Genomic DNA, 24,913 nt, shown 5'->3' with positions numbered 1-24,913 from the left:
GAAGGGTTTTCTTTATACAAAAACAAAAAGACCGAAATATCAATAATTTCAGCCTAATTTTTTCTTTAATTTTAACTAGTGTGTTCTCGTATTAATTAACTTGAAATGTGACATAACTGTGGTGCCTCATTGGATCGAAAAGCAACTTAACTGCCTCTCTTCCCAACTCACGGGGACGCAAATCAATCCGCCCATCACTATTTGTCAGCATTCCCATTAACCGACTATTGTTAAAGCAAAATACTGGCAACGAGCGCTTTTGTAATTCATGAGAAAACCGAACAAATAACAAATCATCAGAGAACAATAAACCATCCGTTTCTGGATGGTTATTAAGAAAATCATCCAACGAATCAGCATTCGTACCCAATTGCCAAACAACTGCTTCTAAATGATGAGTACTCATGCATTCATCATAACCAGCAGCCCGTTCTCGTTCAAACAGCCAAGGATCAACCGATTCAAGAAAAGCCGGATGAGTCAAATGATGGATTTTTAACAGTTGTTCTGTTGCTGCTTTCCCGGCAGCAACGTTATCGTTATCAACGAATCGATCCGGATAATGATCCGTTGGGTGACCAATAATAACAAAGTTAAGGTTATTCTGTCGTAAATAAGCTGTTATAGGATCATTACTCATTGCATAGAAAACCAGGAAATTATGCACTTTAGATTGATTAACCATTGAACGAACCTCTTCAAGCAATTCATCTTGAGTTGCAGCAATTGCTACCACCATTTCGTAGTGTAGTGGCTGAAGTGCTGTACTAACTCCCCGCATGAGGTCAATATGAAATGGGTTTGCTGGTGCCGTATCTTCCGTAACTGGAAAAATTAACCCAACCATATTCGATTCTCCACGAGTAAGGTTCCGCGCAGTGTAGTTAGGTTGATACCCTAACTCTGCCGCAATCTTCTTAACCCGTTCTCGTGTTTCCGCACTAATTCGCGGATTATCATTCAACGCCCGTGATGTCGTTGAAACGGATACTCCCGCCTGTTTTGCAATGTCCTTAATTGTTACCATTACGGCCGTCCCTCGATTTCAAATGGAATAAACTCACCTAATTCTACCAGGTAGAGTCCCATCTGAACAACCGGTATTGGCTTCATAATATTTAATGCTTGTCGGTATAACTCTAGCTGACCACGATAACGACCAGTAATTTTAGCTAGTTCAAATTCTCGATACTGGGGATCAATATGATCAGTTTTGTAATCAACTAAAATAATTCCTTTGGGAGTTTCTAAATAGCCATCAATAATCCCATGAATTAGGATCCGCTCATCATCTTTTGCTTGAACCTCTTTAAATAGTTCATGGCCATTCATTATCATCGCAAAGGGTTCTTCTCGATGATACTTTTGACCATTAGCGATAACCTGTCGTCCTGGATCTGTTTGGAAAAATGCAGCAATCCCTTCCGCATTAATAAACGGTGCTACTGCAGAGTTAATTAGGCGATCCTTGACCAGCTGCCGGATCTCATTACGAACTTGAGCCAACGTGATCTCTTTGCCATCCAGTGGCAATTTTTGAAATACCAGGTGGGTAGCTGTCCCAACCTCTGTTGCTGCTGGCGACCGATCACCCTGTTGGATAAACTGTGGTGTCGCAAAATCGTTTCTTAAATATAGTCCGCGGTTCTTCGCCTTTCGTTGTTGTTCATAATCCCACTGGCCCATTTCACGATTATCCGGATCTTCAAACACCCGTTTTACATCCGTAACTGATTGGTAGGCCGTCGTTTTGGTTGCAACTTCATGTGGATAACGAAAAGCAAGGATCTGATCAATTTCTTCTGCTGACAGGGACTTGAGTGATTGCAAATCTTCATCACCCGTTACGTTGATTGGACTAGTTAACTTTTCCAGTTGTTGATCAACATCAGTTGCGGTGAAAGTTTTGGCAATGAAAAATGGTTCTGTCGCCATCCCGGTAAACTTTTTCCCTGTATTAAGAGGACTCTCTTCCAGAACAATTCCCTTATCTGTTATGTCATCCCCTGAAATGCTTAACTTAGCGGCATTAAACTGGTTAGAATACCGTGCAAGAGCTAAACCAATCCAGTCCATAAAAGACTTCGCGTTTATCCGTAACTGCGAGCCAAGCAATTGCTGGCTGCTTTGAAATGCCTTTTGCCAACTATTCCATGCTTCAACTAGTTTTTGGCCCCTTCGCGTTTCGTTAAACGATGCCGTAATGACTAGTCGCTGTTCAGCTCGGGTTAGTGCAACGTAAAGGACCCGTAAGTCTTCTGCTCGTTCTCCCTGCTGAATACTATTTAAAATAATTTGTCGCTGGGGCGTATCATAAACCAGCCGTTGTTGATCCATTACCTTAATACCAACTCCAGAATTCGGGTCAACAACCGCATTTTCCCGAACTGCCACATTATTAAAATGGTGGCTTGTATTAATCAAGAAAACAACCGGAAATTGAAGGCCCTTACTTCCATGAATCGTCATTACATTAACGGTATTCGTGTCTAATTGTGTTGGCGCCACCCCGAGATCCTGATCATGTTCCTGCATTTTTTCAATAAAGCGCGTGAACTGGTAAAGCCCCTTAAAACTACTTTGCTCATAAGTATGCGCCCGTTCATATAGTGCATGAAGATTGGCCTGTCGTTGTTGCCCACCAGGCATTGCACCAACATAGTCTAAGTAACCAGTTTCCTGATAAATGTGCCAAATTAAGTTAACTAAAGTTTGTTGTTGGGCTACTTGCCGAAATTCGGTTAACTGCTCAATGAAAGTAGTTATTTTTTGCTGAAGACGTGTTAATTGATCTGGATTCAACGCTGATGATTGCTGAAGACTGTGATTTTCAAAGTTACTCTGACACGTCATTAATGCCGTATAAAAGTCTGCTCGACGGTTTTGAAGACGAATGAAAGCTAACTCTTTATTACTAAGGCCAACAATCGGTGAACGAAGAACTGCAACTAATGGAATGTCCTGCTTAGGATTATCAATAATCTTTAACAATGCCATCATTACCCTAACTTCCGTTGCTTGAAAATAGCTTTCAACATCATGGACTGTCAACGGAACTTCCAGCTCGTTAAATTGCTCCATTAAAGTATTATTAATGTTCTTTGTTCGCTCGAGGAGAACAATATCCCCATATTGAACCGGCCGCATTTGCTGTGTCTTTTTATCGAAAATTAATTCTTTATTAGCTACCATCTGCTTAATTCGCATGGCAACCATTCGTAGTTCTCCAGTTAGCTTATCGTCTTCTTGGGGAAGCTTAGGATTAACATTAGCATCGTAAAGTAGTACCTCAGCAGGAGTAACTCGATTATCTGGATTTTCATCATAGTAAGTTGCAGCATACTTTAAGTGAGCATCCTTATCATAATCAATCTCACCAACCTGACGATCCATCAATTGTTCAAATAAAACATTTGTAAAACCAGTCACATTTTGCATTGACCGGAAGTTCTCTGCTAGAACAATTGATTCGCCACCCTTTCCTTTACGGTAATTTTCATATTTTGTAAGGAAAAGAGTCGGATCTGCTTCACGAAAACGGTAGATTGACTGCTTCACATCACCAACCATGAATAAGTTTTGCTGATCTGGATTAGCTAACTGCATCAAGATCTTTTCTTGAAGTGGGTTCGTATCCTGATACTCATCAATCATGATTTCTTGATAGTGTTCACGTAATTCATTAACAAGGGTAACCCAATCTGGCTGATCTGCCGGTGGCGTTAAAATTTGGTAAGCATAGTGCTCCAAATCGCTAAATTCTAAAACATGACGGTTCAATTTTGCTTGTTGATAAGCTCGTGAAAATTCAATTGTAACCGCTGATAATTCATTTAGAATCCCGGCCGCATGATTAGCAATTTGTCGGAACCGTTGCTCATCGTATTCAAAATAATCCGTCACTAAGGATTTCAGTTGTTCTTTAAGCCCGTTTCGTGTCTTTATTAAGGATTGGTAAGTCTCATATTCAGGATCTTTCTTCTTTGCGCCACCACTCATCCGGGCATATTTAACTCCTTGAAACGCGGCTCTGATGTCTCCCCACTGGTCTTGATCCAAACATGTGATCAAATTACTGATGTGTTCCTGGTCACCTTTGATAATTTCAGCTGGTTTATCATAACCGAGGTCTGCCATTCGGATACTCAATTCGGCGTAGTCATTCACTAACTGTTCCAAATTATTCTTAACAACTGGTTTTAACTGTTCCTGATAAAATTTGGTATTCGTAATTGAATCATTTCCCAGGAAATAATTATCAGCTAGTCCGTGTAACCAGTTCTCCGGTTCTGGTTGAGCATTTGCTGTTTCATATAACTTCAAAACTAGATCATCTAACCCCCGTGCGTCACGGTCATTAGAAAAATTAGTCACCAGTTCACTAAAACTTGCCCGCTCGTCACTAGCTTGCTCAAGTGATGATTCATATAGTTTTTCACTAACTTGTTGCCAAATTTCTTTTTGAAGGAGGAGCCGCTCAGTGTCATCTGTTAATAATCGGAACTGGGGATCTAAATGGATTAAGTAATAGTAGCGTTTAATTAGCTTTAGGCAAAAAGCGTGAATAGTACTAATATCAGCTGTGGCTAACCGATTAATTTCATTAACCATTTGGCGCTGCTGTTGCTGTTCTTCCGCGTTATGCACTGGCTGACGCACCGCTTCTTGAAGTGCTTCACGAATTTTATCCCGCATACTCTTTGCCGCGGCGTCCGTAAAGGTCACCATCAACATTCGATCAACATGAATTCCCTCTCTGATCAATTTAATAGCACGTTCAACTAGGACCGCTGTTTTTCCTGACCCTGCTGAGGCAGAAACAAGAATATTCTTTCCGCGATCATCTATTGCCCGTTGTTGACTCGGTGTTGGATTAAATGTTGCCATTACTCTTTAGTCCTTCCTTCTTTCTTCGCATTATCAAAGTCTTCCTTTGCTTTCTGCGGATCAAGCTGACGATAACGTTGCTGATCTAACATATTGTCAAATTGGTAAATATCTTTAAAGTCGCTATAGTCTAGTCCCGTTGCCCGTTTACTTCCCTCAATCAACCGATAAGGATTTAGTTTAACTTGTCCCTCAAGGATTTTGTCCCCCGCGTCAACAATTAATTGTTTGTTCCATTCCTGAAGCCATTGCAACTGATCGGAAGTAACTAGGAGCGCATCTTTTTTAGCAGAAATGCCACCCTTTTTAGTAACTTTTAGTGGATATAAGGCTGACTGATTATCTTGAAGTTTCTGATCGAGCGAGTCGAGGATCGCTGGCTCATTCAAGAGGATTCCCTTGTATTCATGAGCACTTAACTGTAACTCTTCTAATTCCTTATGTTGGTTTCGTTTCCAATCAAATTTGGGATTACTTAAGTGCAAGTATAATGCCCCAGCAAGCCGTGCTGTTGGCTCGTCTAGTTCTTGAAGATTGTTTTGTAGACCGTTTAAGTAGGTTAATAGCTGCAAAGAAATACCATAGTATGCTGATGTAAGGTCAAAGGTATGGTTGCTTGATTTGTAATCAACAACGGTAAGAAAATCACTCGGCTGCAAGAGATCAGTTAGCTGCTCCTTAGGCAGACGATCAATTCTGTCAATTCGGCCACGCAAATAGATCCGGTTTCCAGAAGCTAATGGGTAGTCTAGTGCTTTCAGATTAACTTGGTTTGGACTGCCAATTCGGCCAAATTGTGCTTCAGTCTTAAAGGGTCGTGCCTCAGTATATTGGGCTTGTTGACACATTGTTTCAAGCATCGTCGTCACAATAGTTCGTAACTGATGATACTGAAACTTCGCTTGGGCTGATGATTCTGTTAGTCGGACTAAATCAGGCTGGCTTTTTTCAGCCGTCCGCAACGCTTCATCAATAAATCTTCTCAGTTCCTGTGAATTAGATACTAACTCCTTTAATTCAACTTGTTGTTGACGGGTATTATTAATAAACGTCTCCATTGCTTTATGGAAAAAGGTTCCGATCCGATCAGCGGACATCTCAAGACGATCCCGTTTTTGAAGTTGTAAACCGTACTTTAAGAAATATTCGTACTGATTAATGTAGAAGTTTTGCAACTGTGAGATCGAAGCATACAAAACCCGTTGCCCACTCTTATTTGGAGTAGCATGAAGATATAAGGCTTGGGCTAACGTTGCTCCAATATCATCCACAACGTTATGGTAATTAAATCCTTGATTTACCATTTCTAGGCGCTGTTGAAGCTTCTTTCCTAAAGCATTATCAACAGCATCCGGACTTAGTTGCCACTGCTTTGCTAATAAAATCAAATCCTGTTCAACTTTTTTCCAAGCTGGTGGCATCTGGACTGGAGTAGCAATTGATTTTTGATCATCCCGTACTTGACGACCTACACGCACCAATTGACTTAAGCTAGCTTCCGGACTGCTGATAAACTGCTGGGCGTTTTCTCTGCCAACCTTACTAGTTACTAGTGGCGAATTGATAATCGGCCGCTGGAGATAGGCAGCCAAATCGCGCATGTATGGTGAAATTGTTAACTCTTTATCATCATTGGTTGCTTGTGGCGCTGTGAAAATTAACTGTTGCTTTGCGGAAAGCATCCCTAAATAATGCACAAATGGTTCATTATTCAACTCTGTTATCATGTCAGCCGGTAAGTACTGAAAATCATCGTCTAAATATGGAGCTAAGATCTGCTTATCTTGGTCAGTCAATAATCCATCGTTTTCGCGCACTTCTGGCATCACATCATCAGTCGAGCCAATCATAAAGACAACCTTTTTGTTTTGACTTTGCACAATTCCAGTTTCGGAAACAACCACTTGGTCAAGCGTTGCTGGAATTTGGGAGTATTGAGCTGCTGAAAATCCGGCTTGGATAATCTCATTAAATTTTTCAAGATAATCGTTGATATTATCCTTGTCCAGACGATCTTTTCCAAGAATCTCAACATATTCTTGGAGAATCTGACAAAATTTTTCCCAAACTTGTTGCGGCTGACGTGCCAAATCAAGATCACGAGTACTCTGGTATTGTTGCCATTGATATAGTCGTTCAGTAACCCCATTTTGTTGCAAGAAGTTAAACAGCGTCGTTGCTAACTCTTGGCCTGATTCTACTTTCTTTAGTTGGCTTAAGAACGGCACAATTATTTCAGTAACATAATTATGAACAATCGATAATTGCTGGTTTAATTGTTCTACTCGTGATGCGGTTGCTTTTTCTCGCTGATCATCGGCATCTTTAACAGTCCATAGATCTGGTTTTATCCAATCCTGTTTCCCGCGAATTGCCTGCTTTAAACACCAATTTTCGGTGGTAAAGACTGCTTCTTGGAAAATCTTAATTGGCATTAAATCACCAGTCGCTAATCGTGGTACCAATAACCACGTCTTCAGCAGCTGCATAATATCCCCTAATTGATATCCTCGTTGGTCAATACTAAGCAACGTGCTTAATAGGATTACAAGCGGATGCTGATCCATTTTGCGCTCATGATCATCAAAAACCGGTACCTGATTTTGTGCAAAGATCGGTGCGATCATGTTTTGATAACCGTCAAGGTGACGAGTCAAAACTAAGAAATCTCGGTACCGATACTTGCCAGTAGCAACCATCTGCCTAATTTTGGTAGCAACTTTTTCTAATTCTTCACGATGATTTGCCATTGTATAAAACTGAACCGTCGAAGGAGCTGTCAACCGGCTGGTTTCTGTTGTTGAAATTGGTCCTGCTGCATATCGCTTAAAGTAATGGTCAACTTCTTGAAGATCATCATTAACTCGCGGGTGTGTTGCAAACCACACATTCGGCTGGAGTTTAATCTGTTGTGGAGCCTGCTGAGCCAGCTTCCAGAGACGTCGATAAACCATCGCTGAGGAATAAAACAAATCATTTTCAGCAGGAATTTCACTCGGACTAGGATGATTCTGATCAGGATACCCCCGGTCGAGAACTAGTGAAACCATTGTGGTTGCCCCATTTTCTACTAAAGCATCAATTATTTGTTGTTCGCTTGCAGTAAATTGTGCAAATCGATCAATAAAGAAGTGCATGTGACGGACTTCTTTATTAGTTTGCAAATACTTAACCAACTGCGAATAAAGTTCATTATTTCCCAGGAAATTTTGCTGAAGTTGTTTCTCATAAGCATGGTAAATAATCTCAATATCATGCATCTTAGTTAACCAGACGCGGTTAGCTCCTGATGATTGATCTTGCTGAATTTGACCCAGTATCATTGAAAAATCATCTGCTGAAATATTGGCGCCTTTTAATTCTTCTAATTGCTCCGTCATTTTCTGAATAAAACCCGGTCGCTTAATTTCGCTTGCATAAAGGTGTAGTTCTTTTGCATACTCCTGAGCTACTTGGGATGTCAACATAGTCATTCCAATCTTAGAGATCCGTGGCGTTTGAAATGCTGGTGTATCACGTAAGAGGAACCATGCTAATCGACTAAAGGATAGTACCTGAAGCTTTTCTGAGGCAAAGCGTTGATCATTATCAAGGCCCATCCGCTTTCGTAACCCTGCTAAAATATTTATTTCCGTTTCAAATTTAATATGGTTAGGAACCAAGTAGAAAAACCGGTCTTCAGCTGAGGCCTTCTTCATTTGGTCAGCCAGTTGATCGATCATTACCTGTTCATGATCCATTGCACGAGTGCCTAAAACAAAGCCTAGAGTTCCCATGATGATCCATCCTTTTCGCATAAATTCAGATTTTATTTTACCATAGACATCGAACAAATGTTTAGGTAAGTTATTTAAAAAAGGAGCAGTCCATTAGTAGCAAAGTCCCACTCCAAAATTTTTATAAGTATGCCTGCTTAAAGAAGATGACCGCTTGAATTAAGGCAAGTAATGCAATCACCCAGCGCATCAGCTTAGCAGGGATATAACGTAAAACAATTGGTCCTAAATAACCACCAATAAACATTCCCACCGCCATTGGAATTGCGTCCCACCAATAAATTTTTGATGTAAACGAATAGATAATCAAGGCAACGAGATTAGTAAAACCACAAACTGCATTTTTGATTGCGTTTGCTACTAGAAAGTCCTCATCACTCAGGTATGTTAATAATACTAGAATCACAATTCCACTTGCAGCACCAAAGTAGCCTGCATACCCTCCAACAACTATCAGAAGAAAAATGTACAAACTCTTTAGCCATTGGGGTTTCTGTTTAGTTAAGTCGGGTTGGTGCTTCCCTGAAATTAAAATCATTGCACCCGCAATTAAGATAAAGAACGGAACCACCCGTTCAAAAACCTTCCCCGGAAAAGCAAGTAAAAGGAAGCAGCCAATAATTGAACCGATCACAGTAAAGGAACCATAGATCCATACCTGACGCCAGTGGCCATGAAGTTCCCTTCCAGACGCAAATACTGCGCCAAGACTATTCCAAATCAGTGCTGCATCATTTGTCACATTGGCATAAACTGGAGCTACACCAACACTCAAAAGGAGTGGATATGATGCCAGCGAAGCAAAAGAAGCTGCTGAAGCTAAGATTCCCGCAACAACACCGCCAAGTAATAAGTAAATTAACGTTCCAATCGATGGAATTCCTGCCATTTTTCTCTCCCTATCAAACTAACTTATAAAATCTTACAGAATCGGCGATAGCAGTCGTGAAAACGTCTGTTTAAACCGTAGCCACCGCGATTGGCTAGCAAACATTTCTGGAGTAATCACCCTTGAACTACGGATATCATTGACAAAGATTTGCTCTAGCTTATCCGTCATATCGCGATCGTAAATAAAGGAATTAATCTCGAAATTTAACTTAAAACTTCTGAAATCAAGGTTTGCAGACCCAACACTTGCCATTCTGCCATCAATCATAATCGTTTTGGCATGCAAAAAGCCTTTTTCGTAAAAGTAAATAGTAATACCATGATTTGCTAATACCCGAGCGTAATATTGGGTTGCTCGGTAAACAAATGGATGATCTGGTTTACATGGAATCATTATCCTGACATCTACTCCCGAATGAGCAGCCACTTGAAGCGCATCGATCACACTATCATCTGGAATTAAATATGGTGTTTGGATCCAAATATGATCAGTCGCCGCGTTAATTAACCGCAGATAACCTAATTTAATGTTTTCCTGTGGTGATTCTGGACCACTAGAAACAATCTGCAGCGATGTTTCATTCTTAAGTTGATTCTTATCTAATTTAATTTCAGGGAAGAACCGCCGAAAATGCTTAATTCGGCTTTCTTGATGTTTGACTGAAGCATTCCAGTCACGAATAAACCGTTGTTGCAGGCTATATACGCCACCACCAATAATTCGGAGATGAGTATCACGCCACGGGCCGAACTTCTTCACCCGCCCGAGATATTGATCACCAACATTAAAACCACCAACATAGCCAATCTTGCCGTCGATTACAACAATTTTTCGGTGATCACGGTAATTCAACCGAAAATCAATAAAGTTGCTATGGGTCATCAAGAATGGTGTTGCATAGCCACCACGCTTACGAAGGCCGTTATAGAAATCAGCACGAACCCCCATCGAACCCCATGAATCATAAAGCACACGAACCTCTACACCCTCTGCTGCTTTCTGCTCTAACAAGGTTCGCAATTCATTTCCGATCTGGTCATTATAGATTGTATAAAATTCAATATTAATGCTCTTTTGGGCTGCTTCAATGTCAGCAAAAAGCTGTTGGAATAGTTTATCACCATCTACATAAACTTTGACATTATTGTGACGAGTTAAGAAGGCATTATCTAAACTTTGAAAAAGCATTACCGTCCGTCGATACATCTGAGCAGTTGAATGCTTAGGCTTCGGCATGTTTTGAAACTGAACCTTTTGCCGATCAACTGCCTGCTTTAGTTTTAACTGTGTCTGCGATTTAATCCTCTCTAACCGCCGCTGTGGCAACTTTCGACCAAGAAACGCATAAATAATGAAACCAACTACCGGTAGTAAAAGCAGCACAAGCAACCATGCCCAAGTTGCAGCAATATCCCGTTTTTCTCTAAAAACTGTAAATAGTGCCGCAATTTCGTTAATAACAACGATTGCTAGCAACAGCCATTTAATAACACTCCACGTTAGTATCAATTACGGCACCCCCTTTTTGTCTCCTTAATTCTAACTCATTAAAATTAGATAACCAACGGCCACTCCAAAGATTTTCTTTTTGTTTTATAATATAGCCAATTTATTAATGAATTGAGGTTAACCTAACTATGTCAACAATTTATCTTCGACGCGCTAAATTAGCAGATTTAAACACCATTATGGAAATTATCGAAGAGGCTCGTATAGCGCTTAAAGAAGCAGATAATCCACAATGGCAAGATGGCCATCCTGATCGGGCAATGATTAGTCGTGATATTTCCCAGGAAATAAGTTGGGTTCTCATCGTAAACAATCGAATTGCTGGAACCGCGGTTCTCCAACTTGCTCCTGAACCTTCATACCAGAATATTAGTAACGGTCAGTGGAGCCATCCTCACGCTCCATACGCCACAATTCATCGGGTCGCTATTTCCAGTAGCTATCGCGGTCAAGGCCTTGCTAAGTTTCTGTTTAGTAATTTAATTACTGTTGGTCAACTCCAAGGACGTAATGACTTCCGCCTTGATACACACGAAAAGAATAAACAAATGCAAAGGTTGGCTCGCAATTTGGGCTTCGTTCGTTGTGGCAACGTTACTGTTAATGACAAAAACGACCCAAGACGGCTTGCCTTTGAACTAAATCTCAATCATGGCTACAAAGTTACAAGAATTACTAACGACTTTATGAAAGGACTGCTAAAATAGAAAGTGTAAGATATAACTTTACTTATAGGAGGGATTTTATGCAGTACGCAAAAAATGATCTTGGTCATTTAGTTCGCCAACACAATGAACTAGTCAATAAGATCCAAAAGATTCATCCAGAAATCGAACAACTTAGTAAGCGGATTGGCTTAAAGCCAGATGATGACTTCTGGAAGATGTACTTAAACCAACAATGGCTGCCTACTAGTACAGCAATCCAAAGTCGCCTCTTTAGGCTTCAAAAAGAATTTTTTGATCTCGGTGAACGAGCTGGATTGATTGAAATTAAGATCAACCAACTAAAAAAGAACGCTGCTTAATTAGCACTTAAAATAATAAAAGAATAAAACGACGGGGCTAGAAAATGATATACTTTTCTAACCCCGTCATTTTAATTACAAAGAAAGACTCACTTGCAATCCATGATTAACCTTTTTCATTACCAAAGCATCAAGGTGATCAATCCGATCCATTAGTCGTTGCTTATCAATCGTCCGAACTTGTTCCAGCAAAACAACTGAATTTCGGAGAATCCCGGTTACTTCAGCCGTCAGTGGAACGTGTGTCGGCATTGGCTTCTTTTGTGAATGCGTGGTGATTGGTGCCACAATAACGGTCGTGCTAAAGTGGTTGCCGATATCATTTTGAACAATCAAAACCGGTCGTTGCCCTCCTTGTTCCGAACCCACTACCGGTGAAAGATCGGCATAAAAAATGTCCCCTCGTTTTACTTCTTTTGCCTTCATTCGGTAAATTTCTCCTTAGGTTTATCATCGTTATAGTTTCATTTTAAAAAGAAAAAAGATAGGAAACAAGTTCCCTATCTTCTTTCCTCATCAAAGCCTAATGACTACTTGTCGTCTTCAGCTTTTTTATCGTTATCTTCGTCTTTGTCAGCTTTTTCTGACTTGTATTGGTCACTGTCATCCTTGGCAGCATCCTTAGCATCAACGATTACTAACTTACCATCCTTCATTTCAGCAACCAAGTGTTTTGCATCAAGGTGGTCAAGGTAGTAATCAGTTACCTTGTCACGAATTTCACGTTCGATAACCCGGCGAAGTGGACGAGCACCCATTGCTTCATCATAACCTTCATCAATAAGGTATTGCTTTGCAGTTGGGGTAACCTTAACGTCCATTCCCTTCTTAGCCAAAGTCTTGTTAACATCTGCTAACATCAAGTCAACAATCTTCTTCAAGTCTTCCTTAGTTAAACTGTGGAATTCAACAATTGCGTTGAACCGGTTCAAGAATTCTGGACGGAAGTAATTAGTTAACTTCTTAATCAAGTCTTCTTCATCGTTGTCGTTACCTAACTTAACTGGAGCATCATTGGAGTATCCAGCGTTTGAGGTTGCGATAATTACCGTGTTCTTGAAATCGATAGTGTTTCCTTGACCATCAGTTAAACGACCATCATCAAGAACTTGGAGCAAGAGGGTAATAACTTGCGGGTTAGCCTTTTCAATTTCATCTAACAAGATAATTGAGTATGGGTGACGACGAACTTTTTCAGTTAAGGTATTGCCATTGTCATCATAACCAACATAACCAGCAGTTGCACCGATTAACTTAGAAACGGCTGTCCGGTCTGAGTATTCTGACATATCCAAACGAATAATGTCATTCTTACTACCAAACATGTCGAGAGCTAATTGCTTTGCAAGTTCAGTCTTACCAACACCAGTAGGACCAACGAAGAGGAAACTGCCAATTGGTGAGTCGCCTTCATCAAATCCAGCACGGTTACGACGAATAGCTCTAGCTACTGCTTCAACAGCCTTATCTTGACCAATGACTTTGCCTTCAAGCCGCTTGTCCATGTCCTTTAATCGTTCAACATCGCTAGCACCAATCTTAGAAACTGGAATACCAGTCATTTGTTCTACAGCGTTAGCAACATCTTCAGGGGTTGCTGTAACCTTGTCATTTTCGGAGCCTTCCTTTAATTGCTTCTCAAGATCAGCAATCTTCTCCTTAGCAGCTTGAGCAGTCTTGTAGTCTTCCTTCTTGGCTGCTTCCTTCTGCTTCTTCTTTTCGTTTTCGATGTCTTTTTCAATTTGCTTTGCATCGTGTGCTGGGTGCTTAGCAGCTAAGTGAGCAGCAGTCATATCTACTAAGTCGATTGCCTTGTCAGGTAATGACCGTTGTGGCATGTATTGAACTGAGTAGTCAACTGCAGCTTGAAGAACATCATCTGGCAACTTAACGTTGTGGTGACGTTCATACAAGTCACGAATTCCCTTTAGGATAGCAATTGTATCAGCCTTGCTTGGAGCGTTAACTGTTACTGGGTTAAACCGCCGTGCCAAAGCTGCATCCTTCATAATTGTGTTTCGGTATTCATCCTGAGTAGTTGCACCAATAACGGTAATTTCACCTCGTGATAGTGCTGGCTTCATGATATCAGACATACCCTTAGAGCCATCAGCATCACCAGCAGAACCAGCGCCAATGATTTGGTGAATTTCATCGAAGAAGAGGATAATATTGCCAGCCTTCTTCACTTCATCAATCAACTTTTGCATGTTCTCTTCGAAACTACCACGGTATTGAGTACCAGCTTCAAGACTAGAAACATCGATACTAATAATTTCCTTATCCTTAATGGCTGCTGGAACATCACCAGATACGATTGCTTGAGCAAGTCCTTCTACAACAGCAGTCTTACCAACACCAGCATCACCAACTAATACTGGATTATTCTTAGTCCGCCGACTTAAAATTTCAGCAGTTTCTTGAATTTCTTTATTCCGTCCAATAACTGGATCAAGTTCGTGACGACGAGCTTCTTCAGTTAGGTTCCGTCCCAACTTATATAAGATGCTTTCCTTACCTTCATTAGGTTGTGGACCTGGTTGTTGTGGAGCAGCCCCACCAGGTAGCTTGCCAGTCTGACGATATTGAGCAAATTCTTCAGGAGTAACTTCTCTACCATTAATGAGGTAGCGGCGGTTATCAGAATTGAGACTATTCATTCCACCCATTAATTGGTTAAAAATGTCGTTCATATCTCCGTCAAATGGGTTCATTGGATTTTGTGCCATAAGTACATTCCTCCCTTAATTTCCTTTAATCAAATTAACAAAAAATTTATTGTTATGTTTATTATAGGTGCTTTCATATCTCGAAGCTAATATAACGCATTATCTATGTTAAATAGTGTTCCTCTAATTCTTTCAGGACCTCCCACATATGTTTATGCTGTGCCTGAGCTAAAGCATCCAAATCCCTTAAATTCAGTGGCGTTGCGCTCGACTGTGGCTTATTAAAGGATTTATGTAAAGTGGTGTAACCGTATCCGGAACGTTTTGATACCTGATAAATCGTTAAGTTATGGACTTCCAAGTACTGTTTAATATTAATCCGCATATTTTCACTTCCTTTACATTAATAATTATATCACATTTGTGGTATAACACAAGTGTGGAGTATCAAAAAATCCAAAAAATTTTAAAAAGTTATTGACTTTAATTAAAAATGAATTAGAATATTAGTAATCTCTTAATCAATTGAGGAATGAATAATTTAGTATCCTTGTAATCCCTTTTCTTTTGTGTGCTAACATTCCATTCCCAGATGTTCCCCAAGCGTCTGGGAATTACTACTTTACTCATTCCAATTCAGCAAAGAGGCTGGGAATTAACCCAGTCTCTTTACTATTTTAAAGATAGTTCTGTCCTACTCTCTTTTATGAGAATTTGCTAAGGAACAGCCATTAATTTGAACAAGCATTTTTATTGCTTACCATCATCGATTCAGGCATACTTGAAACAGTTGGATAAAAGTTTAGATCCATTGCTACCAAATAAAGGGAGGATAAGCAAATGAGTACATTTAAGGTAAAAGCCACAAAAACTACTACTGGAATGCAGGTTGCTGCTGGAACACGAGGATTTGAAATTACCTTTGATGAACCAAATAGTACTAATACAGGGATGAATCCGGTAGAAATTCTCTTAACTTCTTTTGGTGCTTGTACTGCAATTACAGCCCAAGCCTTAGCGGACAAGCGGAATTTCGACTTACAAGCTTTCTGGATCGATATTGACGGTGATCTTGACCGCGAAGATGTCGCTACTGGAGAAAGTCGACGGAAATTTACTGAAATCCGCTTTACACCCCACCTTCGCTCAGACGAATCTGACGAAGATATTAAACAGTTTCTTGCCGATGTCGAAAAGAAGTGTCCAGTAAGGAATACCCTTGAATTTGGTACAAAATTTGTCGCCAATAATTTTGTACGGGAATAAGGTGCTAGGATAATGCCATACATTAAAAAGATCCGGAGCATGGTTGGTCACGAGCCCTTAATCATGACTAGTGCTTCAGGAGCATTGCTTAACCACGATCAGCATGTTCTTCTTCAAGCTCGTGCCGATACTGGTGATTGGGGCTTCCCCGGTGGTTATATGGAATACGGTGAGTCGTTTAGCGACACTGTCAAACGAGAATTTAAAGAAGATGCTGGTTTTGAAATTACTCCCGTGAAGTTGTTGAAACTTCAGGATCAAGATTTTTATACTTATCCAAACGGTGATCAAGTTCAACCAGTTAATGCCTTCTACCTCGTTAAATTGGCTACGCAAAAGCACTTTAATACTAAGCCCGATGAAACTGTTAAAGTCCAGTACTTTGATCTTGCAAAAGAACCACCAAAGTTCTTCAATGACCAACATTCTGAAATGTGGCAGCTGATTAAAAATTATGTCGAACAATTATAGAGATTATTAGATAAATCATCCCCATACTCTGTTTAATTCAGAATGTGGGGATGATTTCTTTTTCTTCGTTTTGCTGCCTATCTCATTAACTTACCCTCTTCGTTAATTATGCTAGAATAGTTTTATTATGTAGTAAGAGCGATTAAGGAGAGAAATTATGATTTGGACCTGGGACGTTATCCGGCGCATCATTGAAGTACTATGGCTAATTAACATTGGATTTGCTATTTGGACCGTTTTTCGGAGCAGACGGGATATTGCCGCTACTTGGGCATGGCTGCTCGTCCTATCAGTATTTCCCGTAGTCGGCTTTATTCTCTATATGTTCGTTGGTCGTCAATTATCACATGATGATATTTTTACAATTCAAGAAGAACAAGCTAAATATCAAAATACTTTCCTCAAGAAACAACATCAACTATTAGAAAAACACGAATTACTACCGCAAAGCAATCAGAAACCCCGGGCACGAATGCTTGCTAATTTAAACCTTAATAATGACGAGGCACTCTTAACCTTTGATAATCGTGTCGAAGTCTTTACTGACGGTCATGCTAAGTTTGAACAGCTAATTGACGATATCAACCACGCCAAAAAAATAGTTGACGTTGAGTACTATACTTTTTACGCTGATCACCTTGGCAAACGGATTCTTGCCGCATTAATTCGTGCTGCTAAACGAGGGGTCAAAGTTCGTGTTCTTTATGATGCTAGTGGCTCTCGTGGAACCAAGCCATCGTTCTTTGAATCACTAGAAGCTCTTGGTGGTGAGGCTCAAGCATTTATTTCAAGTTCATCTAAGTGGTATACCTCACCACGACTTAACTACCACCTCCACCGAAAATTAGTGATTATTGATCACAAGATCGGCTACATTGGCGGTTTTAATATCGGCGATCAGTATCTTGGTGATAGTCCTAAATTTGGTTACTGGCGTGATACTCATCTAAGAGTGGTTGGTCAAGCTTCAGTCATGATGGAGATTCGTTTTGCAATGGATTGGAATACCACCTGCCGCAAAACCCATAAGCCAAAGTTTTCTATTGATGATGAACTAAAGAACTTTACGATTGAGCATCCTCAATCAGCCGATCCGAATGAAGTTCCCATGCAAATCGTCTCCTCTGGTCCGGATAACCAAAATTACGCAATTCGACGAGGGTATGAGGGAATTATCGCTACTGCACGGAAATATGTTTATATCCAATCTCCTTACTTAATTCCTGAAGATTCAATTCTTGAAGCATTAATCATTGCCGCTAAAAGTGGTGTCGATGTCCGAATCATGGTCCCATGTATGCCTGATCATCCCTTTGTTTACCGAATGACCGAATACTATGCTAAGTATCTTGTTCAAAATGGTGTTAAGGTTTACCGCTATGATAATGGCTTTATCCACGCTAAGACAATGGTTAGTGGTTCCAACATTGCATCTGTCGGCTCAGCTAACCAGGACTACCGAAGCTATAAGCTTAATTTTGAAGTAAATGCATTTACCTATAATTCACAGCTCTCTAGTGAACTTAAAAAGATTTTTGAAGATGACCTGATCAACTGCACACCAATGACAGAAGAGTATTTTGAAAATCAATCACGGTGGCTAAAGTTTAAGCAGCAATTCTCTCACCTTCTAGCACCAATTTTCTAATTTACGGGAGGAATTAAAATGAACACGGAAAATGCCAAACGCATTAAAGATGTTCTGATTGCAATTTTAATAATCGTTGGTGTACTAGCAATTCTTCCAGCAATTTTTATCGCTATCATGACTATTCTTTCTATCCTTATTACCGGCTTTTCGTTTGCTAACATTGCACTTGTTGAAATGATGAGGCAATGGTCAAGTAATATCTGGACAAGTTTCTTCTATTTTGGGTTATTAGTTATAGAGATTGGCCTTCTGGTTATCATTATTCCTATTCTTGTCTGGGTCATTAAATGGCTAATCAAAGCAGTAAAAAAATGGGTGATCAGTGCTATTAAAAAGCGATTGGGAGGCAATAATAAACAATGAAGCGCGCATTTAAATGGGGAAGCATTATTATTGTTTGCGGATTAATCATTTCTGGAATCGCCTATTTAGGTCATAAACAACCATTTGATCCAATGACCCCAATTGAAGAATCAACAGCTAATCGTGATGTTCTTACCCGAAAGTCATTTAATAAAATTAAAGTTACTGCTAGTTCAGCTGATGTAATTATTAAGCAAGGAAACCACTTTACCGTTTCCTATTACGGAAATAAAAACCATGCAGTTCATGCTCAGGTTAAAGACGGTGTCCTAAAAATTACGCAGACACCCGTTACCCATTCGAAACTAGCTAAATTTCAGTTACTTAACAATGCCGATGAAGAGCGTTGTATCGTTACTGTTCCCCAAAAGGCAAGTCTTACTAAGATAGAAGGTCACGTCAATAATGAACTTCTGCTTAATCAAATTCTTGCCAAAAAGGTTAATTTAGAGAGTAATAGTGGCGACATTAATGTCCTTAACAGCGAGTTTGATCAAGGAAAAATTATTACTACCAGCGGAGATATTACCATTCGTAACTCGTCCCTTATCCAGACAAAACTTTCTTCAACTAGTGGTGATATTAATTTAAATAAGGTTTCATTAACCAAGGGATGTTCTTCGTTAACATCTGGTGACTTTAACGGTCAGCGATTAACTATTATCGGTCATTATTCAGTTACTAACCAAAGCGGGGATAATTCGATTACTAAATCGACCATTGACGGTGCTAAACTCACAACTAAAAGTGGTGATAACAATTTAAGGCGGAAACATCGTAGCGGTGGTTCGCTCGAACGAAATACCACTGAGCCAAACGTCATCTACCTCAAGAACGTTAGTGGCGATAACACTATTAAGTAACGGTTTCACATGAAACAAATAGTAAAAGAGCTTCAAAATTCGTTTTTTTTCGAACTTTGAAGCTCTTTTTAGGAGTTGTTTAAGTTTTTAGTTGTGTTATCTTACCTATTTATTAGTAGATACCATCATAAGCCTTTTGGTAAAGGTCAATTATTTCTTGCTTAGTACCCTTCCGTGGGTTGGAGAATGCATTACCATCCTTCAATGCGTTTTCAGCCATCAATGGGAAGTCTTCTGGCTTAGCACCAATTTCCTTGATTGATGCTGGAATACCAACAGCCTTGCACATTTCTTTCATTCCGTCAATTGACTTTTGTGCAGCTTGCATGGTAGTTAAACCAGTAGTGTCGTAACCCATAATTTCAGCTAATTCTGCAAACCGTTCTGGGCAAGCAATAATGTTATACTCTTCAACTGTAGTAAGCAATAATGCACAGCAAACACCGTGTGGAGCATCATATTGACCACCAAGTTGGTGAGCCATTGCGTGAACATAACCTAAGTTAGCATTGTTAAATGCCATTCCGGCAAGCATTTCTGCTTCAACCATCTTTGTCCGTGCTTCAATATTGTGACCATTAGCAACTGCTTCAGGCAATGCAGTTTGGATTAATTGAATAGCTTCCTTACATTGACTGTCAGTGATTGGGTTGTGGTCAACTGAAACGTATGGTTCAATTGCTTGAACAAAGGCATCACAACCAGTAGCAGCAGTAACTGATTGAGGAACATCTAACATCAGCATTGGATCGTTAAATGATACCAATGGAATGTTACGCCATGAAACAACAACAAACTTCAAGTGGTCCTTTTCGTTAGTAATAACTGCGTGACGGGTTAATTCTGAACCAGTTCCGGCAGTAGTATTAACAGCCATCAATGGTGGTAGTGGGTTCTTTAAAGTCTCAATTCCGGCTAACTTAGTAATATCGTCACCATTAGTCAAAATAATTCCGATTCCCTTACCACAGTCGTGAGCTGATCCACCACCAACAGTGATGATTGAGTCACAACCTTCATCTTCGTACATCTTCTTACCAGCCTTGATGTTCCGAATCTTTGGGTTAGGTTCTACACCAGTGAAGACAGCGTAGTCAACACCAGCCTTTTCCAATGATGCAAGGGTTTGCTTAACTGGTCCATTGTCGATCGCAGCCAAGTTATCTTGGGTAACAACCAGTACCTTGTGCATTCCCAGCATCTTAGCACGATCACCAATCTTTTCAATTACACCTGGGCCAAAGAAATTAACACTAGGCATCAGAAAGTCAAATTGTCTATTCATTGCAATAGCCTCCTTGGATTACTTGTATGCACTTACATTATGAATCATTGTGAAGATCATTGCAAATTATAATTGCCTAATAACCATTAGAATATAGACATATTAACTCATTTGTTTCATTACAAGATTTTTTAGATTATTTATTCCGCCTTTTTTGTTAAATCTTTTTCAAATTCTGCTCGTAGTAATTGAGCAACTGGATCATAAGTATGGAGAATCCGATCAACTTCTGCAACTGAATCGGATGGACTAATCTTTAATTGCGGGTTAATTGCCAATTGTTTCATGTGAAACCCGGTAATCACTAGTCGCATTGCTATCTGTGCTTGAGCTCCACCGTGAGCGCCAAACGTTACTAAACTGACTGGCTTATCCTTCCACTCGTTTGCCAAATAGTCAAGTGCATTCTTGAGTACTGCCGGGTAGCCCCAATTATATTGCGGGAAAACAAAGATCAAGCCATCATAGCTTGAGATTAGGCTGCTCCATTCACGTGTATAGCTATGTTCGTACTGACCGAGTGCTGGTATTTTACTTTCATCTAAAAATGGTAAGTCGATTGCTCTTAAGTCAATTTCATTAAATTCCAGTTTTGTGCTTACCGCTAATTGTTTCTGTAACCAATCAGCAACTTGCTTGCTCCGCCGACCAGGACGTGTACTACCAACAACTATTCCAACCTTTTTCATTGAAATCACTCCCATCAATTGTCTTTGCCTTCATCATAACCATATTTAGCCTTTAAAACAAAAGAATGGGGCTGGAAAGTTAATTTCCAGTCCTATTCTTTTACTATTCAGTCTTTCCCTTCTTTTTCACTAAACCAAATGTTAGTAATTGGAGAAGAAGGTTTACCAGGACGAGCATTGTTCCAGTAATTAATCCTGGGCTCTGTTTTTCACCAGTTTGTGGTAATTGCTGGTTATCCTGACTCGTCTTCTTAACGTTATTATCAACTTCTTTTACATTAACTTGTTCAGAAATTGCTGCAGAAGTCAGCTGAACAGTTGCCGGAGCCGCGGCATTTACTGTACTAGTAGTTGCAGAAGCTGAATTTTCATTCCCCTGTTGACCGGAGTTGCCTGAATTAGCCGACGTATCTGAGCCTGCTGGTTTATCTGCGTCTATTGGTCCATTTGAATTTCCTGGTTGTTCGGGACTTACCGGCTTATCAGGTGTATCTGGGGTGATTGGTTTATCTGGGGTGTCCGGATCTGTTGGTTCACCTGGCACTACCGGATCTGTTGGCTTTTCATTTTGCTTGTAGCTAATTTCTACCAACACATTCTCAGTATTAACATCCGGCGTTACGGCTTCTACCTTTTCCTGACTTGGTGTGTAACCATCAACCTTTTCTGGGATAAATTCAGCCCATGTTCCATTCCCATCAACTTGCCATTCAGTTTCACTAATAATTTCACCATTTATTGGATGCTTAGTAGTGTGCTTAACAAACGTTACGGTTTGGGTAATCGTCTTTACGGTTCCATCCGGCATCGTAACCTTAATCACCCGATTAACCGTCTTAGTATTAGCATCAATTTGGTGGGCCAGGTAGTTAACGTGGTGGATCTGATCCTCTGTTTCCCCATTAACTTCCATCAGCTCAATCTTTTCACTATTTGGAACATGCCCCTCAACCGTTGGCACAATAAATTCTGCAAACTGCCCAGTCGACCATTCACCATATTCCTTTTCACCGGTTTGTAAATTCGTCTTTACTTCACGAGTTAGTGTTACGGTGTGGTTAACCTTTTCGACCTTGCCGTTTGGGTGGTGAAGGTGAATTACCCGGTTAACTGTCTTTTCCTCAGTTGCAGTTGAATATGCCGCTTCATAGCGAACTTCTACTACTGAATCTTCAGTATCTGGAGTTACTGTTAATTCTGGAACGACACTTACTGAGGGTTTCTTGCCGTCAATTTCAGGAATTTCCTGTTCATTAAATGACAATTCACTTTGGCGCCAGCCTTCAGAAATGATCTCCCCAGTCCATGGGTTGATAACCTTTTCGTATGTGAACGTAACCGTCTGTGGAATTTCCTTTACCGTACCATCAGGCAAGATTAATTTAATTACTCGGTTAATCGTCTTGTCACTAGTCTCAACCTTATTTTCTCGGTAACTAATGTAAATGTGCTTATCTTCAGTATCAGCATCAGGAGTTACTGCATCCAGCTTTGTAATATCTGGTGTATAACCATCAAGTGCCGGAGTTGTGAATTCATCCCATACGGAATCACCATCGACTACCCATTCAGTTTCACTGATAATTTCACCATTTACTGGGTGCTTAGTAACATGCTTAACAAATGTTACTGTTTGAATAATCGTCTGCAAAGTTCCGTCTGGCATTGCGATTTTAATTATTCGGTTAACTGTTTTAGTTTCACTATTAACTTCATGGGCAAGGTAGTTAACATGGTGTTCTAGATCTCCTGTCTCACCATCCACTTCTACGGAATCGAATCTTTCAGTGTCTGGAGCGTGTCCTTCAACAGGTGGCACAACAAATTCTGCAAAATGAGCCCTTGTCCAATCGCCGTACTCGTTTTCACCCGTTTGTAAATTCGTCCTTACTTCGCGAGTTACCGTTACTGAGTGTTTAATCGGTTCAACCGTTCCGTTCGGGTGATGGAGGTAGATTACCCGATTAATTACCTTTTCTTCAGTTGTAATTGAGTACGCTGCCTCATAACGAACTTCAACTTCATAATCCTTAGTATCTGGATTAGCTACCTCTCTTGGGATATATGTTTTATCAGGTTTTTTTCCGTCAATTTCAGCTGGATAATAGTCATCAAACATCTTTCCCGGTTGATCCCATTCGCCATAAACGACTTCCCCATTCGCTTTCTTAATCACTTGACGAGTAAATGTTACTGTTTGGCGAACATATTTGGTATTACCATCCGGTAAGATTAGTTTGATTGTCCGTGTGACATCACGAGTTTCCGTTGTTACTTCATTTTGAGGGTACTTAATTTCCTCAATCCAGCTATTAGTTCCTGGCTTAACCGTAACTTGACTGATCTCTGTCCGGTCTGGCATTACTCCGTCAATTTCTCCTGCCTGGTAACTATCAAATGAATCTTTATCCGTGGTCCACTCTCCATATGTTGTCTCATTCGTCCACGGGTTAGTAATAATATTACCAGTAAACACTACCGTCTGTACAATTTCTCTCGTTGTTCCATCTGGTAAGTACAGGATAATCGTCCGAGTGACCGTGTTTGTTTCTGTCCTGACTTCATTTTTCTTCATCATGACATCAATCGTTACCGTATTAGAATCACTATTCACCGTTGTCCCCTTAACCACTGATTGGTTAGCTGAAAAACCATCTTTAGGAACAACCGTGTAGTCTTGGAACGTTAAACTTGGTTGCCAGTCTTGAACAACAACTAGTTGGTTGGTGTACTTGTCATACCTTACAACTCTGGTAAACGTCACTACTTGATGGTTGAGAATCTCCTTATTAGTCCCATAGTGACCATAGATAATCTGCTCAACATCTTTGCTTTCCGTCTTTTCTTCAATAATGTGCCTTACGTAGACTGAGATACTTTGTAAAGGTTCACCAGTCACTTCAAATTCTTGAGGTTGATTACCCACGATTTCTAATCCTGCAGGCAGGTAATTAAGAATTTCATCCATCGTGATTTTATCACCCGGATTTTTTCCAGAGATATAAACATAGTCAGGGAGGACACTATTGTAGTCATCTTGATCATGGAACTTAATTTCTACCCCATTCTGTTGTGGAATATCTGAAGCAGGGTCATTAGTTGAGCCTACCGTCCCCCCCCCCCATAATTTCTGGAGTAGCGCTAGTTACTGGCTGTGCACTAGGTGGCGTCTGATCTTGTACTGCACCTGCTGAGTTTGCCACCACTTGCGAAGTAACTTCACCCGAAACTGGTATCGCTTCTGCTGTACTACTACTCGCTACCTCATCATTGTCCGGTTGCCTCGCACTTTCACTTCCAGTAATTTCTACTGGCTGGGGTGTTGCTAATTCTGTTTGAACTGCTTGTTCTCCTTGATTAACTGTTTCATCGGCTGAAGCACTACTCGCACCAAGGAAAGTTAATCCTAAAAGAACGGATGCTACACCAATGCTTAGTTTTCGAAGACCAAACCGCTGTTTTTGCGGTTGACCTTTGCGAATCATCATTTGTATATTGTTCTTTGATAACATGTGTTAATCCTCCTGTGAGTTAGTAATAAAAAGTAGCATTATTACAAAGTTAC

General features: G+C 40.2%; 19 protein-coding genes. 7 read left to right on the top strand and 12 right to left on the bottom strand.

What is annotated here, in order from left to right; all coding sequences use genetic code 11:
* Window positions 1-91: 91 nt before the first annotated feature.
* From PRK60_RS09460 to cls (PRK60_RS09440), 5 genes are all read right to left on the bottom strand, one after another.
* Complete coding sequence (locus PRK60_RS09460; protein WP_102168526.1) at window positions 92-1,027, bottom strand: LacI family DNA-binding transcriptional regulator; 936 nt, start codon at window positions 1,025-1,027, stop codon at window positions 92-94.
* The gene (gene addA / locus PRK60_RS09455; protein WP_273646046.1) at window positions 1,027-4,887 is read right to left on the bottom strand and encodes a helicase-exonuclease AddAB subunit AddA; all 3,861 of its coding nucleotides are present in this window, start codon (window positions 4,885-4,887) and stop codon (window positions 1,027-1,029) included. The genes PRK60_RS09460 and addA overlap by 1 nt, the downstream gene beginning before the upstream one ends.
* Window positions 4,887-8,663 carry a PD-(D/E)XK nuclease family protein gene (locus tag PRK60_RS09450; RefSeq protein WP_273646045.1) on the bottom strand — a complete coding sequence of 1,259 codons (3,777 nt, stop codon included), beginning with the start codon at window positions 8,661-8,663 and terminating at the stop codon, window positions 4,887-4,889. Before PRK60_RS09450 ends, addA begins: the two co-directional genes overlap by 1 nt.
* A 121-nt stretch (window positions 8,664-8,784) precedes the next feature.
* Window positions 8,785-9,552 carry a sulfite exporter TauE/SafE family protein gene (locus tag PRK60_RS09445; RefSeq protein ID WP_102168523.1) on the bottom strand — a complete coding sequence of 256 codons (768 nt, stop codon included), beginning with the start codon at window positions 9,550-9,552 and terminating at the stop codon, window positions 8,785-8,787.
* Window positions 9,553-9,585: 33 nt separating this feature from the next.
* Complete coding sequence (gene cls, locus PRK60_RS09440) at window positions 9,586-11,064, bottom strand: cardiolipin synthase (RefSeq protein WP_102168522.1); 1,479 nt, start codon at window positions 11,062-11,064, stop codon at window positions 9,586-9,588.
* A gap of 128 nt (window positions 11,065-11,192) precedes the next feature.
* Between cls (PRK60_RS09440) and PRK60_RS09435 the strand changes: the two genes are divergently transcribed.
* Both PRK60_RS09435 and PRK60_RS09430 read left to right on the top strand, forming a co-directional pair.
* On the top strand, window positions 11,193-11,771 hold the full coding sequence (locus PRK60_RS09435; protein WP_191912463.1) for a GNAT family N-acetyltransferase: 579 nt from the start codon (window positions 11,193-11,195) through the stop codon (window positions 11,769-11,771).
* A 38-nt stretch (window positions 11,772-11,809) separates the two neighbouring features.
* Window positions 11,810-12,091 carry a hypothetical protein gene (locus tag PRK60_RS09430; RefSeq protein WP_102168520.1) on the top strand — a complete coding sequence of 94 codons (282 nt, stop codon included), beginning with the start codon at window positions 11,810-11,812 and terminating at the stop codon, window positions 12,089-12,091.
* Between the two features lie 75 nt (window positions 12,092-12,166).
* Here the strand turns inward: PRK60_RS09430 and PRK60_RS09425 are convergent, their stop codons facing one another.
* The 3 genes from PRK60_RS09425 to PRK60_RS09415 all read right to left on the bottom strand — a co-directional run bounded on the left by PRK60_RS09425 (window position 12,167) and on the right by PRK60_RS09415 (window position 15,145).
* Complete coding sequence (locus PRK60_RS09425; RefSeq protein WP_273646044.1) at window positions 12,167-12,517, bottom strand: type II toxin-antitoxin system PemK/MazF family toxin; 351 nt, start codon at window positions 12,515-12,517, stop codon at window positions 12,167-12,169.
* 104 nt (window positions 12,518-12,621) lie between these two features.
* A complete protein-coding gene (locus PRK60_RS09420) occupies window positions 12,622-14,820 on the bottom strand; it encodes an ATP-dependent Clp protease ATP-binding subunit (RefSeq protein ID WP_273646043.1) in 2,199 nt (732 codons plus the stop codon).
* A 103-nt stretch (window positions 14,821-14,923) separates the two neighbouring features.
* Window positions 14,924-15,145 (bottom strand): transcriptional regulator, encoded by a 222-nt coding sequence (locus tag PRK60_RS09415; protein WP_102168518.1) that lies wholly within the window; start codon window positions 15,143-15,145, stop codon window positions 14,924-14,926.
* A 455-nt stretch (window positions 15,146-15,600) separates the two neighbouring features.
* On the opposite strand from PRK60_RS09415, the gene PRK60_RS09410 reads away from it, so the two are divergent.
* From PRK60_RS09410 to PRK60_RS09390, 5 genes are all read left to right on the top strand, one after another.
* Window positions 15,601-16,026 (top strand): OsmC family protein, encoded by a 426-nt coding sequence (locus tag PRK60_RS09410; protein ID WP_102168517.1) that lies wholly within the window; start codon window positions 15,601-15,603, stop codon window positions 16,024-16,026.
* 12 nt (window positions 16,027-16,038) lie between these two features.
* Entirely contained in the window at window positions 16,039-16,497 is a 459-nt protein-coding gene (locus PRK60_RS09405) for an NUDIX hydrolase (protein WP_273646042.1), read from the top strand.
* Between the two features lie 157 nt (window positions 16,498-16,654).
* Entirely contained in the window at window positions 16,655-18,145 is a 1,491-nt protein-coding gene (gene cls / locus PRK60_RS09400; protein ID WP_273646041.1) for a cardiolipin synthase, read from the top strand.
* 18 nt (window positions 18,146-18,163) lie between these two features.
* Window positions 18,164-18,511, top strand: coding sequence for a hypothetical protein (locus PRK60_RS09395; protein ID WP_273646040.1), 348 nt, complete (start codon window positions 18,164-18,166; stop codon window positions 18,509-18,511).
* Entirely contained in the window at window positions 18,508-19,374 is an 867-nt protein-coding gene (locus tag PRK60_RS09390; protein ID WP_178695961.1) for a DUF4097 family beta strand repeat-containing protein, read from the top strand. The genes PRK60_RS09395 and PRK60_RS09390 overlap by 4 nt, the downstream gene beginning before the upstream one ends.
* 112 nt (window positions 19,375-19,486) lie before the next feature.
* On the opposite strand, the gene PRK60_RS09385 is transcribed toward PRK60_RS09390, so the two are convergent.
* From PRK60_RS09385 to PRK60_RS09370, 4 genes are all read right to left on the bottom strand, one after another.
* Window positions 19,487-20,659 (bottom strand): iron-containing alcohol dehydrogenase, encoded by a 1,173-nt coding sequence (locus PRK60_RS09385; protein ID WP_191910972.1) that lies wholly within the window; start codon window positions 20,657-20,659, stop codon window positions 19,487-19,489.
* Window positions 20,660-20,799: 140 nt separating this feature from the next.
* Window positions 20,800-21,348, bottom strand: coding sequence for an NADPH-dependent FMN reductase (locus tag PRK60_RS09380; RefSeq protein WP_102168511.1), 549 nt, complete (start codon window positions 21,346-21,348; stop codon window positions 20,800-20,802).
* A gap of 103 nt (window positions 21,349-21,451) precedes the next feature.
* Window positions 21,452-24,316, bottom strand: coding sequence for a mucin-binding protein (locus PRK60_RS09375; RefSeq protein WP_273646039.1), 2,865 nt, complete (start codon window positions 24,314-24,316; stop codon window positions 21,452-21,454).
* A gap of 127 nt (window positions 24,317-24,443) precedes the next feature.
* Window positions 24,444-24,860: a YSIRK-type signal peptide-containing protein gene (locus tag PRK60_RS09370; RefSeq protein ID WP_102168509.1), complete on the bottom strand. Its 417-nt coding sequence runs from the start codon at window positions 24,858-24,860 to the stop codon at window positions 24,444-24,446.
* Window positions 24,861-24,913 lie beyond the last annotated feature (53 nt).

It is taken from the genome of Limosilactobacillus portuensis, assembly GCF_028607025.1.
Lineage (GTDB): Bacteria > Bacillota > Bacilli > Lactobacillales > Lactobacillaceae > Limosilactobacillus > Limosilactobacillus portuensis.
Note: the sequence above shows the minus strand (reverse complement) of the source record. Positions and strands in the feature narration are given on the sequence as shown.